This is a genomic window from Candidatus Omnitrophota bacterium, from assembly GCA_003598025.1.
Taxonomy (GTDB): domain Bacteria; phylum Omnitrophota; class Gorgyraeia; order Gygaellales; family Profunditerraquicolaceae; genus Profunditerraquicola.
The window spans coordinates 205,553-218,805 of sequence record QZKH01000003.1 but is presented as its reverse complement, the minus strand read 5'-3'; the positions used below and the strand labels follow the sequence as shown (position 1 = coordinate 218,805).

At 41.3% G+C, this 13,253-nt stretch carries 18 protein-coding genes; all 18 read left to right on the top strand.

Features of this window, described 5'->3' with window-relative positions; translation table 11 throughout:
* Nucleotides 1-2 precede the first annotated feature (2 nt).
* The 18 genes from C4533_03525 to C4533_03440 are packed head-to-tail and all read left to right on the top strand — an operon-like array spanning nucleotide 3 to nucleotide 13,235.
* A complete protein-coding gene (locus C4533_03525) occupies nucleotides 3-455 on the top strand; it encodes a 30S ribosomal protein S5 (protein RJP28874.1) in 453 nt (150 codons plus the stop codon).
* Nucleotides 456-458: 3 nt separating this feature from the next.
* Entirely contained in the window at nucleotides 459-989 is a 531-nt protein-coding gene (locus tag C4533_03520) for a 50S ribosomal protein L15 (GenBank protein ID RJP28873.1), read from the top strand.
* Nucleotides 989-2,335, top strand: a complete 1,347-nt coding sequence (gene secY / locus C4533_03515; GenBank protein RJP28872.1) for a preprotein translocase subunit SecY — start codon at nucleotides 989-991, stop codon at nucleotides 2,333-2,335. The genes C4533_03520 and secY overlap by 1 nt, the downstream gene beginning before the upstream one ends.
* Entirely contained in the window at nucleotides 2,335-3,000 is a 666-nt protein-coding gene (locus C4533_03510; protein ID RJP28871.1) for an adenylate kinase, read from the top strand. Before secY ends, C4533_03510 begins: the two co-directional genes overlap by 1 nt.
* Entirely contained in the window at nucleotides 2,981-3,724 is a 744-nt protein-coding gene (map, locus tag C4533_03505) for a type I methionyl aminopeptidase (GenBank protein ID RJP28870.1), read from the top strand. The genes C4533_03510 and map overlap by 20 nt, the downstream gene beginning before the upstream one ends.
* A 2-nt stretch (nucleotides 3,725-3,726) precedes the next feature.
* The gene (locus C4533_03500) at nucleotides 3,727-3,945 is read left to right on the top strand and encodes a translation initiation factor IF-1 (GenBank protein ID RJP28869.1); all 219 of its coding nucleotides are present in this window, start codon (nucleotides 3,727-3,729) and stop codon (nucleotides 3,943-3,945) included.
* Nucleotides 3,942-4,055 carry a 50S ribosomal protein L36 gene (locus tag C4533_03495; GenBank protein RJP28868.1) on the top strand — a complete coding sequence of 38 codons (114 nt, stop codon included), beginning with the start codon at nucleotides 3,942-3,944 and terminating at the stop codon, nucleotides 4,053-4,055. Before C4533_03500 ends, C4533_03495 begins: the two co-directional genes overlap by 4 nt.
* Before the next feature lie 30 nt (nucleotides 4,056-4,085).
* Complete coding sequence (locus C4533_03490) at nucleotides 4,086-4,472, top strand: 30S ribosomal protein S13 (GenBank protein ID RJP28867.1); 387 nt, start codon at nucleotides 4,086-4,088, stop codon at nucleotides 4,470-4,472.
* 15 nt (nucleotides 4,473-4,487) lie between these two features.
* Complete coding sequence (locus C4533_03485; GenBank protein RJP28866.1) at nucleotides 4,488-4,877, top strand: 30S ribosomal protein S11; 390 nt, start codon at nucleotides 4,488-4,490, stop codon at nucleotides 4,875-4,877.
* Between the two features lie 6 nt (nucleotides 4,878-4,883).
* On the top strand, nucleotides 4,884-5,510 hold the full coding sequence (locus C4533_03480; protein RJP28865.1) for a 30S ribosomal protein S4: 627 nt from the start codon (nucleotides 4,884-4,886) through the stop codon (nucleotides 5,508-5,510).
* A 39-nt stretch (nucleotides 5,511-5,549) separates the two neighbouring features.
* Nucleotides 5,550-6,539 carry a DNA-directed RNA polymerase subunit alpha gene (locus C4533_03475; protein ID RJP28864.1) on the top strand — a complete coding sequence of 330 codons (990 nt, stop codon included), beginning with the start codon at nucleotides 5,550-5,552 and terminating at the stop codon, nucleotides 6,537-6,539.
* A 21-nt stretch (nucleotides 6,540-6,560) separates the two neighbouring features.
* Nucleotides 6,561-7,145, top strand: coding sequence for a 50S ribosomal protein L17 (locus C4533_03470; GenBank protein ID RJP28863.1), 585 nt, complete (start codon nucleotides 6,561-6,563; stop codon nucleotides 7,143-7,145).
* 10 nt (nucleotides 7,146-7,155) lie between these two features.
* Entirely contained in the window at nucleotides 7,156-8,331 is a 1,176-nt protein-coding gene (locus C4533_03465; protein ID RJP28862.1) for a pyridoxal phosphate-dependent aminotransferase, read from the top strand.
* Nucleotides 8,331-9,584: a 3-isopropylmalate dehydratase large subunit gene (locus C4533_03460; protein RJP29215.1), complete on the top strand. Its 1,254-nt coding sequence runs from the start codon at nucleotides 8,331-8,333 to the stop codon at nucleotides 9,582-9,584. The genes C4533_03465 and C4533_03460 overlap by 1 nt, the downstream gene beginning before the upstream one ends.
* A 46-nt stretch (nucleotides 9,585-9,630) precedes the next feature.
* Nucleotides 9,631-10,677 carry a type IV pilus twitching motility protein PilT gene (locus C4533_03455; protein ID RJP28861.1) on the top strand — a complete coding sequence of 349 codons (1,047 nt, stop codon included), beginning with the start codon at nucleotides 9,631-9,633 and terminating at the stop codon, nucleotides 10,675-10,677.
* Entirely contained in the window at nucleotides 10,674-11,180 is a 507-nt protein-coding gene (locus C4533_03450) for a 3-isopropylmalate dehydratase small subunit (GenBank protein RJP28860.1), read from the top strand. The genes C4533_03455 and C4533_03450 overlap by 4 nt, the downstream gene beginning before the upstream one ends.
* Nucleotides 11,180-12,271, top strand: coding sequence for an isocitrate/isopropylmalate dehydrogenase family protein (locus C4533_03445; GenBank protein RJP28859.1), 1,092 nt, complete (start codon nucleotides 11,180-11,182; stop codon nucleotides 12,269-12,271). The genes C4533_03450 and C4533_03445 overlap by 1 nt, the downstream gene beginning before the upstream one ends.
* A 40-nt stretch (nucleotides 12,272-12,311) precedes the next feature.
* Nucleotides 12,312-13,235 carry a malate dehydrogenase gene (locus C4533_03440; protein ID RJP28858.1) on the top strand — a complete coding sequence of 308 codons (924 nt, stop codon included), beginning with the start codon at nucleotides 12,312-12,314 and terminating at the stop codon, nucleotides 13,233-13,235.
* Nucleotides 13,236-13,253: the final 18 nt, after the last annotated feature.

Genomic DNA, 13,253 nt, shown 5'->3' with positions numbered 1-13,253 from the left:
ATATGAAAGACACTACCAGTAGCGAAAACGTAGAATTCATTGAAAGAGTAATAGCAATAAACCGTGTTACCAAAGTAACAAAAGGCGGTAAAAAACTACATTTTCGGGCGCTTGTTGTTGTCGGTGATACCAAAGGAAGAGTAGGTTATGCCTTGGATAAAGCTAATGAAGTCGCAGACGCAATAAGAAAATCATTAGGCAAGGCGAAAAAGAACCTGGTCAAGATAAGCATAGAAGGCTCTACCATCCCTCATGAGATCATCGGTGAATATGGAGCTGCTAAAGTCATGCTTAAACCTGCCTCCGAAGGAACTGGAGTCATTGCCGCCGGGCCGGTAAGGGCTATCTGTGAGGCCGTCGGCATTAAGGATATCCTTACTAAATCCCTTAAATCTAATAATCCGATTAATGTAATCAAGGCAACTATGGATGGGTTAACCAATCTGAAGGCATAAAATATGAAAGAAAAGAAGATCAAGGCTAAAAGGCCATCACCTAAAACAAAAACATTTAGAAAAGATTTAAAAACCTCCAAAGAGAAGGCTGTTTTTCTTGGGTTGCACAATTTAAAACCCGCTGCCGGCAGTAAAAAAAGAAAAAGGATATTAGGCAGAGGCTCTAGTTCAGGCCATGGAAAAACTTCTACAAGAGGCAGCAAGGGCCAGACTTCTAGGGCAGGCCGCCATTTTTACCTTGGTTTTGAAGGCGGGCAATCGCCTTTAATCCGTAAATTCCCTAAAAGAGGGTTTACCAGCATATTTAAACAGGTATATCAGATAGTTAATCTAATAGATCTAAAGAATTTAAAAGAAGAAATGATCAATCCTGAGGTTTTATATGATAAAGGCCTGATCTCTTCTAAGGATAAGAAAGTTAAGATCTTAGCTAAAGGCGACTTAAAAAAGTCTATAAATTTACAGGCACATGCGTTTTCAAAGGCAGCACGAGAAAAGATTATCAATGCCGGCGGAAAGGCTGAGGTTATTTAGTGTTAAAGGCTTTAGCAAATTCTTTTAAAATACCCGATTTAAAGAAACGGCTTTTAATAACCGGGGCTTTACTTCTTGTTTACAGGGTGGGATGTTTTATACCTACTCCGGGTATTGATGGAGCTGCTCTTTCTAAATTTTTTGCCGAAATGGCAAGGACTTCCGGCGGGGCATTACTGGGTATTATAAACATGTTTTCGGGCGGAGCGATGGAGCAGATGACCATATTTGCCTTGGGGATAATGCCTTATATCTCGTCTTCGATCATCTTGCAACTCTTGACTGCTGTTATACCGGCACTGGAAAAATTATCCAAAGAAGGCCGTGTAGGATATGAAAAAATAAATCAATATACTCGTTACGGCACTATTGTGCTTGCCGTAATACAATCGTTTTTTATCGCCCTGTGGCTTGAGAACCCGGCAAGGTTTGAAGGGATTAAAATTGTCGGCAGTCCCGGGATTTCTTTCAGGATATTAACCGTACTTACCCTTACTACCGGCACCATTTTTATTATGTGGCTTGGAGAACAAATACAGGAAAAGGGTATTGGAAACGGCATATCACTTGTTATTACCGCCGGCATTATTTCCAGGATAAGCCCGGCGTTGAACCAGCTTTACATACTTCTATCGCCGAATTCTCCATCAAAAAGAGCGCTGCCGTTTTTTACGCTCATTATTATGGCTGTCCTTTTGGTCGGAGTTGTATTAGCGGTAATTTTTGTCACGCAAGGGCAGAGAAAGATCCCTGTGCAATACGCGCGCAGGGTTGTAGGAAGAAAAATCTTTGGAGGGCAAAGCACATATATCCCTTTAAAAGTAGATACGGCTGGCGTTATCGCAATCATATTTGCCCAATCTATTATTTCATTTCCTGCAACAATAGCGACTTTTATACCTAACCCGGCGTTTCAAAGGCTGGCCCAAAGCTTAGGCCCCGGGCACATTTTATATACTTTTCTTTATGCTCTTTTGATAATATTTTTCTGTTATTTCTATACTGCTATCGTGTTTAATCCGCTTGACCTTTCGGAGAATATGAAGAAATACGGAGGTTTTGTGCCAGGGATCCGTCCCGGAAAATCAACGGCGGAATACTTAGATTTTGTAATGACGCGGATCACTTTAGCCGGGGCTATTTTTATCGCTTTTGTCGCTGTTTTTCCGCATCTTACAATGAACTGGCTGGGTGTGCCTTATATGGTTGCATCCTTCTTTGGCGGCACGGGCGTTCTGATTATCGTCGGGGTCATGCTTGACACTATTAAGCAGATAGAATCACATTTGTTAATGCATCACTATGAAGGATTCATTAAAAGCGGCAGGATCAAGGGAAGAAGATAATGAATATAATATTATTAGGCCCTCCGGGTGCGGGTAAAGGGACTCAGTCAAAACAGCTGGCTAAGTCACTAAACCTCCCGCATATATCTACCGGCGATATTCTAAGGGAAAATGTAAAGCTTGATACCGAGCTAGGCAGGAAAGCCAAAGATTATATGAATAAAGGCGGATTGGTGCCTGATGAGCTGGTAACAAAAATGCTAAACAGCCGCCTGGGTTTGCCGGATACAAAAAAAGGCTTTATACTTGATGGTTATCCCAGAAATATCTCTCAGGCCAAAACATTAGACTCAATACTAAGCCAGAGGAATATCAAAATTGATACGGTTATATATCTTGATTCAAGCGACGGAGTTATCATACAAAGATTAAGCGGAAGGCTGGTATGCCGAAGCTGTAATATGCTTTTCCATAAGATAAATATGCCCCCCAAGAAAACAATGGTCTGCGATGCGTGCGGCGGGCAATTATACCAGCGCGATGATGATAAGGAAGAAACTATAAAAAACCGCCTCATAGTCTACAAAAATGAGGTCTCTTCACTGTTAGATTATTATAAAAATAAAGGGAGCCTGCTTAAAGTTTCTGCTGATGGGCAGGCCAATGATGTATTAAAGGAAATAATTGAATTAGTAAAAGGTTTGAATGATCCCTCTAAAGTCTAAAGAAGATATTCATATGATGGGGGAGTCAGGAAAGATTTTATCAAGGATTATCCGTTCTTTGAGATTGTTTGTAAGCGAAGGGATGACAACGAAAGAGATCGACGCCTATGCGGAAACCCTGATTAAAAAAGAAAGTGTCATCTCTGCTTTTAAAGGATACAGAGGATATCCCGCCAATATATGCACATCTGTCAATGATGAGGTAGTTCATGGCATACCGTCAGAGAGGGTGCTTTTAAACGGCGATATATTGAGCTTGGATGTCGGAATAAATTATAAGGGGTACTTTTCAGATGCTGCGTTGACTATTCCGATCGGAATTGTCAGCGGCCAGATAAAGAAACTGCTGGAAGTAACTGAAAAATCCCTGAAGATCGGTATAGAAAAAGTAAAAGCAAATAACCATCTTTACGATATTTCTTATGCTATACAGGAATACGTAGAGAAAAACGGTTTCTCAATAGTCCGGGAATTTGTAGGCCATGGCATAGGCAAGTCGCTTCACGAAGAACCGGAGATTCCTAATTTCGGCCGCAAGGGCACAGGGCCGTTATTGACTGAAGGAATGGTATTTGCTGTTGAGCCCATGGTTAATATGGGTGCGTGGGAGGTTGAAATCGCACCTAATGGCTGGACTGCCCTGACAAAAGATAGAATGGCATCTGCTCATTTTGAACACACGGTTGCCATTACCGACAGAGGAACAGAGATTTTAACCGCTTAACTATGGCAAAAGAAGAACTGATCGAAACAGAAGGTAAAATTTTAGAAGCTCTGCCTAATGCGATGTTCAGGGTTGAGCTTGATAACGGACATGTGGTTCTGGCACACGTTTCGGGAAAAATGCGTATGCACTTTATCAGAATATTGCCCGGAGATAAGGTAAAACTAGAATTGTCCCCCTATGATTTAAGCAGGGGAAGAATAACATTCAGGATAAAATGAAAGTAAAATCATCTATAAGAAAAATTTGCGACAAGTGTAAGATAATCAAAAGGCGTGGTGTTGCGCGCGTCATATGCTCTACACCTAAGCATAAACAAAAACAAGGATAATTCCCTTTAGCAGTATACAAGGAGGAAAAAGTGCCAAGAATTATAGGCGTTGACTTACCGAAAGAAAAAACCATTGAAACTGCCCTGACTTACCTTTACGGAGTCGGCAGGTTCATGTCTAATAAAATCCTTAAAGAAGCGAACATAGAACCGCTTAAGAGAGCTAAAGATTTAAGCGAAGAAGAAATTTCCAGGATTACCATTATACTTCAAAAAAGCGGTTACCGGGTCGAAGGTGACCTGCGCAGGGATATATCCCAAAACATAAAAAGACTTATGGATATAGGGGCCTGGCGTGGCATGCGTCATAAAAAGGGCCTTCCGGTCAGAGGGCAGAGAACGCGCACAAACGCAAGGACAAGAAAAGGTCCGAGAAAAGGCGGAAGTATAGTAGTCAAAAAGGTTGAAACCAAATAACGGAGGTCATATTTAATGGCAACAAAAGATAAAGCAAAAAAAAAGAAAATAGCCAGAGGCATTACCAGCGGGATTGCACATATCCAGGCAAGTTTTAATAATACCATAATAACAATTACTGATAAGCAGGGTAATGCTTTAGTCTGGTCTGCTCCGGGAATAGTTGGTTATGGCGGATCAAAAAAGTCTACGCCTTTTGCTGCTCAGGTAGCAGCAACTGATGCGGCTAAAAAAGCTAAAGATATAGGGATTAAAGAAGTGGAAGTTTTTGTAAAGGGCCCCGGATTCGGTAGAGAATCAGCGATAAGGGCCTTACAGGCTTCGGGTTTAACGGTGACCTGCATTAAAGACGTAACTCCTATACCTCATAATGGTTGCCGTCCCAAGAAGAAAAGGAGAGTATAATTAATAATGGCTCGTTATAAGGATGCTGTTTGCAGGTTATGCAGGCGTGAAGGTGAAAAATTATTCTTAAAAGGCGCAAGGTGCAATACTCCTAAATGCGCGATTGCTAAAAGAGCATATGCCCCGGGCCAGCATGGCCAGGGTAAGCAGAAACATTCTAACTACGGTATACAGTTAAGAGAAAAACAGAAGGTTAAGAGGGTATACGGCGTGCTGGAGAGACAATTCCGCAGATATTTCGGAATCGCTTCAAAATCAAAAGGTGTAACCGGTAAGATACTCTTGCAATTACTTGAAAGAAGGCTTGACAATGTCATCTTTAGGATGAATTTCGCTACCTCCCGTGCTCAGGCAAGACAGATTGTCAGGCATAACCTCATTTACATCAATGGCAAGAGAGTCAATATTCCGTCTTATTTAGTAGCAGCCGGTGATTCCATAGAGGTAAAGGGTAAGGACGGCGCTTTGAATAAAATACGGGAAAACATAGAATTTTCCAAAGACAGGGCGATTGTATCATGGATAGAAGCCAATGCCCAGGACCTGAAAGCAAAAATAAACAGGTTACCAGAAAAGTCAGATATACAATTGCCGATCCAAGAACAATTAATAGTCGAGCTTTATTCGAAGTAATCAAGGCTTTAGCTAAGTTAAATAATCTCAGGAGGAAAAATGGGAATAAAATGGTCTGATTTTCAGTTGCCAAAAAGACTTGAATGCGATGAGTCAACTTATACGAATACTTATGGCAGATTTTATGCTGCGCCGTTTGAAAGAGGATACGGGGTTACTTTAGGCAATTCCTTAAGGCGTGTCCTGCTTTCTTCTATCGAAGGAAGTGCTGTTACCTCAGTCAAATTTGACGGAGTCCAGCATGAATTCTCAACGATACCAGGCGTGCTTGAAGACACAACAGAGATAATTCTTAATATCAAAGGGCTGGTTATAAATTCACATTCAAAGATCCCCAAGACTATATCAATAAAGAAGGATAAGAAAGGCGAGATCAAAGCCAAGGATATCATTACTGATGAATCAGTCGAGATCATTAATCCCGAACACCATATAGCTACGTTGACCAAAGATACTAAATTCCACATTGAGATGGAAGTAGCAAGGGGGCGCGGATATGTGCCTCAGGAACTCAATAAAAAAGAGGATATGGCTATCGGCGTAATCCCCGTAGATTCAATTTTCACGCCGGTTAAGCAGGTAAATTTCACCATTGAAAATACGCGAGTCGGCCAGCGTACGGATTACGATAAACTTATTTTGGAAATAACAACTAACGGGGCCATTAATCCTAAAGATGCCCTCTTATATGCCTCTAATATTCTTCAAAGGCACTTGGATATTTTTGTCAGCTTTGGCCAGCTTCCTGAAGATGCGGAAGAAGAACCGATGATGACCAAGGAAGAAGTAGAGCTTTACGAGAAACTAAGGCTGCCGATATCTGAACTTGAGCTTTCAGTACGCAGTTCTAATTGTTTACGCGAGGCCAATATCAAAACCATAGCGGACCTGGTCAAAAGGCCAGAGGAGGAGATGCTCGGATTCAAGAACTTTGGTAAGAAATCTCTTACTGAAATAAAAGAACTTTTGGCCGGTATGGGCCTGGGCTTAGGTATGAAGGTCGATACAAAAAAATTAAAAATTGTTTAACCTCTATAACTTATATAAAAAATGAGACATTCAAAATCCAAAAACAGACTTAATAGATTCACCAGCTGGAGAAAAGCTACTATCCTTAGTATGGCAAGAAACCTCGTAATCTATCAAAGGATCAGGACGACAAAAGCCAAAGCAAAAGCTGTAAGGCCGGTGATAGAGAAGCTGATCCATCTTGCCAAAAAGAACACACTTACCGCAAAAAGAGCCGCTTTTAAAATTCTTAATGACCATAGGCTGGTAAGTACGCTTTTCAGTGAAATCGGCCCCAGGTTTGCCAAAAGAACTAGCGGCTATTCCAGGATATTAAGCCTGGGCAGAAGGCGGGGGGACGACGCAGAGCTGGTTTTGTTTGAGTTAACAGAAATAAAAAAACCGGAAGCCAAGAAGGCGAAGAAAAGCAAAGTTTCAAAGGAGCCTCAAGAAGGTTTAAAAGCAGATACTTCCGGGCAAGCTAAAGAGCATACCCAACAGGAAGATTCCGGAAAGCAAAAAACTGAAATTGCGACTAAGGAAAAACCTCCTATTTCAAAGCAGCCTTCAAAGAAATTCCTCGGCGGTTTGAGGAAGATTTTTAAGAAGGAAAGAGATTCACTATAAGCATATACTGATGCGAATCGATACGCAGCTTGCTGAGCGTTTGAAAAAAATTAACCCGTCAGCAACCCTTGCTATAACTGCAAAAGCCAAGAAGCTCAAAATGCAGGGAAGGGATGTTGTTACGCTTGCTGCAGGTGAGCCGGATTTTGACACTCCTCAATATATAAAAGATGCGGCTATCAGCGCTATCCAATCGGGGTTTACAAAGTATACACCCACCACCGGGACTCCGGAGTTAAAAGAAAAAATCTGCCAAAAATTTTTAAAAGATAACGGGCTTGAATATTCTTCTGAGCAAATCGTAGTTTCCTGCGGAGCCAAGCATAGCATCTTTAACGCCCTTTTTTCTATAATTGACGAAAAAGACGAGGTTCTAATCCCGTCTCCTTATTGGGTAAGCTATCCTGAAATGGTAAATCTCTGCGGTGGGATCCCCAGGTTTATTAAAACGTCCCCTAAGAATGACTTCAAGATATCAACCGATGACCTTAAAAAGCACATCCATACAAAGACAAAAGCGATAATCATCAACAGCCCTTCCAATCCTACAGGCAGCATTTATGAGAAAGACGAACTTCAAGCGCTTGTAGAGATGTGTGTCCATAAAAAAATCTATATCATTTCCGACGAGATCTATGAAAAAATTATCTTTGACGGGCTCAAGCATACCTCAGTAGCTTCGTTAAGCAAGCGCGCTTACGAACATACTATTACTGTTAACGGTTTATCAAAGAGCCACTCAATGACCGGCTGGAGGATAGGGTATTTAGGCGCTCCCCTTGAGATTGCCAAAGCAATTTCAAAAATCCAGGACCATTCGACATCTAACCCCTCATCAATAAGCCAGAAAGCTGCTTTTGCGGCGCTGTCAGGTTCAGATGAATTCAGCTCTATGATGAGTGCGGAATTTCAAAAAAGAAGAGATTATATTATTGGAAGGCTTAATAATATACCAAAAATTGATTTTATATTGCCAAAAGGCGCATTCTATATATTTTGCGATATTTCAAAAAGCGGCATTGATTCCATGGCTTTTGCGACCAGGCTTTTAGATGAAGCTGAAGTCGCCGTAATCCCTGGTGTCGCCTTTGGCCAGGATAATTTTATAAGATTAAGTTTTGCCGCAAGCCACGCACAAATAGAAAAAGGCATGGATAGGATTGAAAAATGGTTAAACGGTCTTTAATTCCGCAAACTATAGCTGAAAAAATATTGAGCAGTCATTCGCAAAGACTGCTCAAGGCAGGAGATTTTGCAATATGTAAAGTGGATTTTACATTCGGGCAAGACGGGACGTCTTCAATTATAATTGACCGGGTAAAAGAGTTAGGGCTCAATAAATTAGAAACAGATTTCTGCATGGTTATAGACCATAGCGCGCCTTCGCCAAGCGAGGGTGTTTCCAGGGTGCATAAAAAGATGCGGCAGTTTGGCTTAGATTATAACCAGAAACTCTTTGATATCGGATGCGGAGTATGCCACCAGGTAATACCGCAGTCTGGCAGGATATTGCCCGGAGACCTGGTTTTAGGCGCTGATTCTCATACCTGTACTTATGGCGCTTTAGGAATATTTTCAACGGGGGTAGGCTCAACCGACATTTCAATAACGCTGGCAACAGGAAAGAACTGGTTTAAGGTCCCCGAAACAATTAAGATCGTGGTAAAAGGAAACATACCCAAAGGAATATACGCAAAAGATATAATTTTATATATAATTAAGAAGGTAGGTGCAGACGGAGCCACATATAAAGCAATTGAATTCGGTGGTCCGGTGATCAATAAGATTGATATGGACGGCAGATTTACAATGTGTAATATGGTAGTTGAGATGGGGGCAAAAGCCGGTTTCATGCCTCAAGACGATAAAACCATTACTTGGCTCAAGAATCAAATAAAAGGAATTAAAAAGATTGAACGTATTTATGCCGATAAAAATGCAAAATACTGTCAAACTTTAGAGTTCGATATTTCAAAAATAAAACCTCAGGTGGCAGCTCCTCATCAGGTTGATAATGTAAAAGATATTGGTAATTTCAGTAAAGTCAAGGTTGATGAAGCGTTTTTGGGTACCTGCACCAATGGCAGGTTATCGGATTTAAAAGCCGCTGCTAAAATTTTAAGCTCGAGAAAAGTCGCAAAAAGTGTTAAAATGATAGTTGCGCCCGTGTCAAAGGAGATTTACCTTGAAGCATTAAGCCAGGGCATAATCGATACTTTTATAAAAGCGAATGCCGTTGTAATAGCTCCGGGATGCGGCCCGTGCGTTGGGACGCATTGCGGGATCCCTTCCGATGGGGATAATGTGATATCAACCGCTAACAGGAATTTCATCGGGAGGATGGGTAATCCAAAAGCGTTCATATACCTGGCTTCGCCGGCTACGGTTGCAGCCTCGGCGATAGAGGGCAGGATCGCTGATCCAAGAAAATATTTATAATAGGCCGGCTAATCTTTTGATAGATAAAAAATAAGAGGAGGCAATAATGGAAATAGGTGAATTACTCAAATTATGTATTGATAAAGCCGCTTCCGACTTGCACCTTACTGAAAATGAACCTCCTGTTTTAAGGATTGACGGGAAGCTTCTCAGGACCGAGCATCCTATGGTTGTCAGGGCTGAGCTGAAAAAAATGATTTATGCAGTACTGACAAATTCTCAAAAAGAAACGTTTGAAAAAGACCTGGAGCTTGATTTTTCTCTTGCCCTTCCAGGCATGGACAGGTTCAGGGTTAACGTGCATCAGCAAAAAGGCTCTGTTGAAGCTGCATTCAGGAGAGTTCCGCTTGTAATCCCAAAAATTGAAGACCTTGGCCTTCCTCCAGTGGTTATTGAGCTTGCCAGAAAACCAAATGGCCTCGTATTAGTCACCGGCCCTACAGGCGTGGGTAAAACAACTACTTTGGCTGCTGTGATAAACTTAATAAACAACGAACGGGAATGCCTGATGGTGACTATCGAAGACCCGATCGAATTCATTTTTAAGAATGATAAAAGTATAATTAAACAAAGAGAAGTCTATGCTGATACGCACAGTTTTGCTAATGCGCTAAGGCATACGTTAAGACAGGATCCTAATGTAATAGTTGTAGGAGAAATGCGTGATTTAGAGACAATCTCAACTGCCTTAACAGCGGCTGAAACAGGCCATCTTGTCCTGGCTACATTGCATACCCCGGATGCTCCTCAGACGATTGAAAGGATTATAGATGTTTTTCCTCCGCATCAGCAGCAACAGGTCAAACTCCAGCTTGCTGACTGTCTTCAGGGCGTAGTTTCACAGCTTTTGCTTCCTAAAGCAGGAGGCATAGGCAGGGTACTGGCAACAGAAGTCATGGTGGCTACCCCGGGTATAAGAAATTTAATCCGCGAGCAGGAAATCGAACAGATACCTACTCTTATGCAGACAGGAAGCCAGTACGGGATGAAAACAATGGATAAATCACTTAAGGAATTATTCAGGACCGGAATGATCTCTATGGATGTGGCCCTTTCTAAGGTAAAGAATCCTGAGGAATTCAAACAACTATGAAATTATCCGGAAACGCTATAAACCTGGGCGACAACATAAATACTGATTTTATAATTTCAGGCCGTTATAAGTTTGCTATTACTGATATGAAAGAGCTTGCAAAGCATATAATGGAAGATATTGACCCGGATTTTCCAAAGAAGATCGTGCCGGGTAAAAGCATACTTGTGGCCGGCAAAAACTTCGGTATGGGTTCATCAAGAGAGCAGGCCCCTCTGGTAATAAAGGAGTCCGGAATAACCGCCGTAATGGCTAAATCTTTTGCGCGTATTTTTTACCGTAATGGCTTCAATATCGGATTGCCGCTGATTGAGACGGATACAGACAGAATACGGGAAAAAGACTCAATTGAAATTGATTTATCTAAAGGAATAGTTAAAAATCTCACCCAGGGATTTGAATTATCTGTAAAGCCTTTACCGGACTTTATGCAAAATATACTGAGTAATGGCGGAATAGTAAGTTATTTTAAAAAGTTCAACTCTTTACCGGAAATAAAATAATGGCTTATAAAATCACTCTCATACCCGGTGACGGGATCGGCCCCGAAGTGGCTTTGGCGGCGCAAAGATGCGTTGATGCAACCGGTGTTAAAATTGAATGGGAAATTGAGAATGCCGGAGAAGAAACGCTAAAATCGCAAGGAAGTATCCTTCCTGACAGCGTCTTAGATTCAATACGCAGGAACAAAATAGCTTTGAAGGGTCCGATAATCACTCCGGTGGGCACGGGATTCCGTTCTGTAAATGTAGCAATAAGGCAAAGTTTAGGGTTGTTTGCCTGTGTACGGCCGGCAAAATCATATAAGGGTGTAAAAAGTAAATTTGATAATATCGATCTGGTTATAATAAGAGAGAATACTGAGGATTTGTATGCCGGTATTGAATTTGAAGCCTGTAAACCCTATACTGAAGAATTAATAAGCCTTATACAGAAGAATTCCGGTAAAAAAATCACCAAGGGATCAGCAATAAGCATTAAACCGATTTCAAAGGAGGCATCAGAAAGAATCGTTGAATACGCCTTCGAATATGCGCTTGCCAATAACAGAAAAAAGGTTACCGCGGTACACAAAGCAAATATTATGAAGTTTACCGACGGTTTATTCTTAAAAACAGCGATAGAGGTAGCTAAGAGATACGCAAACAAAATAGAGTTTGAAAATGCTATTGTAGATAACATGTCAATGCAGTTGGTGCAAAGGCCGCATAATTATGATGTCATAGTTTTGCCTAATTTGTATGGTGATATTATTTCCGACCTGTGCGCAGGATTAATCGGCGGACTTGGAATCGCTCCTGGCGCAAATATCGGAAATGATATGGCAGTATTTGAGGCCGTACACGGCTCTGCGCCAAAATATAAAGGCTTAAACAAAGTAAATCCTACTGCCATGATCCTATCCGCAGTACTCATGCTCAAACATATGGGAGAATCAAAAGCGGCTTTTGCGCTTGAGAAAGCCGTTAAAGATATTATCTCCGAGGGCAAATATGTGACTTACGATTTAAAACCTGACCGTAATGACCCTACAGCTGTGGGAACACAGGAGATGGCGGATGCGGTTATAAAGAAGTTAAAAAAAGTTAGATGAGGTTGCGTAAAGTTACAGAATCTTCATTAGCCAATAATCAATGAAAATCTCAATTATCGGTTCCGGAAATGTAGGCAGTCTTTCTGCGATGCGCATAGCTCAGGAATTGCCCGATGCAGAAATCGCTTTGATTGATATCGTTAAAGGCATAGCAAAGGGTAAGTCTCTTGACCTCATGGATGCCCGCAGTTTATTAAAGCTGCATTATAACGTAGATGGTTCGGAAGACCTGGATATTGCATCGGGCTCAGATATAATTGTTATAACCGCAGGGCTAGCACGTAAACCCGGGATGCTAAGAGAAGAATTATTCCGGAAAAACGCAGATATTGTTAGTGATCTCTGCAGTAAAATTAAGAAGATATCTAAAGATGCTGTAGTCATAATAGTTACCAATCCACTGGATTTAATGACCATGATTGCCCTTAAATCTACGGGTTTTGACCCGGAAAGGGTGCTGGGCATGGGGATTTCGTTAGACGCATCAAGATTTGCAAATCTAATCAGCCTTGAGCTGAATATTCCTGTTTATGAAATAGAGCCGGTAGTAATAGGTGTTCACGGTGAAGGGATGCTTCCCCTGGGCAGCCTGACCTCTATAAAAGGGATACCTTTGCCAAATTTCCTTGATGAAGAAAAAATTAAAGAATTGTCGGTCAGAACTATTCAGCGCGGCAAAGAAATAGTTGATCATCTAGGCTCAGGGAGCGCCTTCTTTGCGCCATCTGCTGCAATCGCATCGCTTGTCAAGTCTGTGGCTAAGGATGAAAAAAGAATCATAGGTGTATCGGCATATTTAAACGGCCAATACGGATTAAAAGATATCTGTTTAGGTGTACCTTGCCGCATAGGTAAAAAAGGCATAGAGCAGATCCTCGAGCTACAATTAACAAAAGAAGAAAAAGAGCAGTTATATAAGTCGGCGCAATCATTAGGATCGTTAAATAAACTAAAAAGCGGATGAATATGTTACATGAAGTTA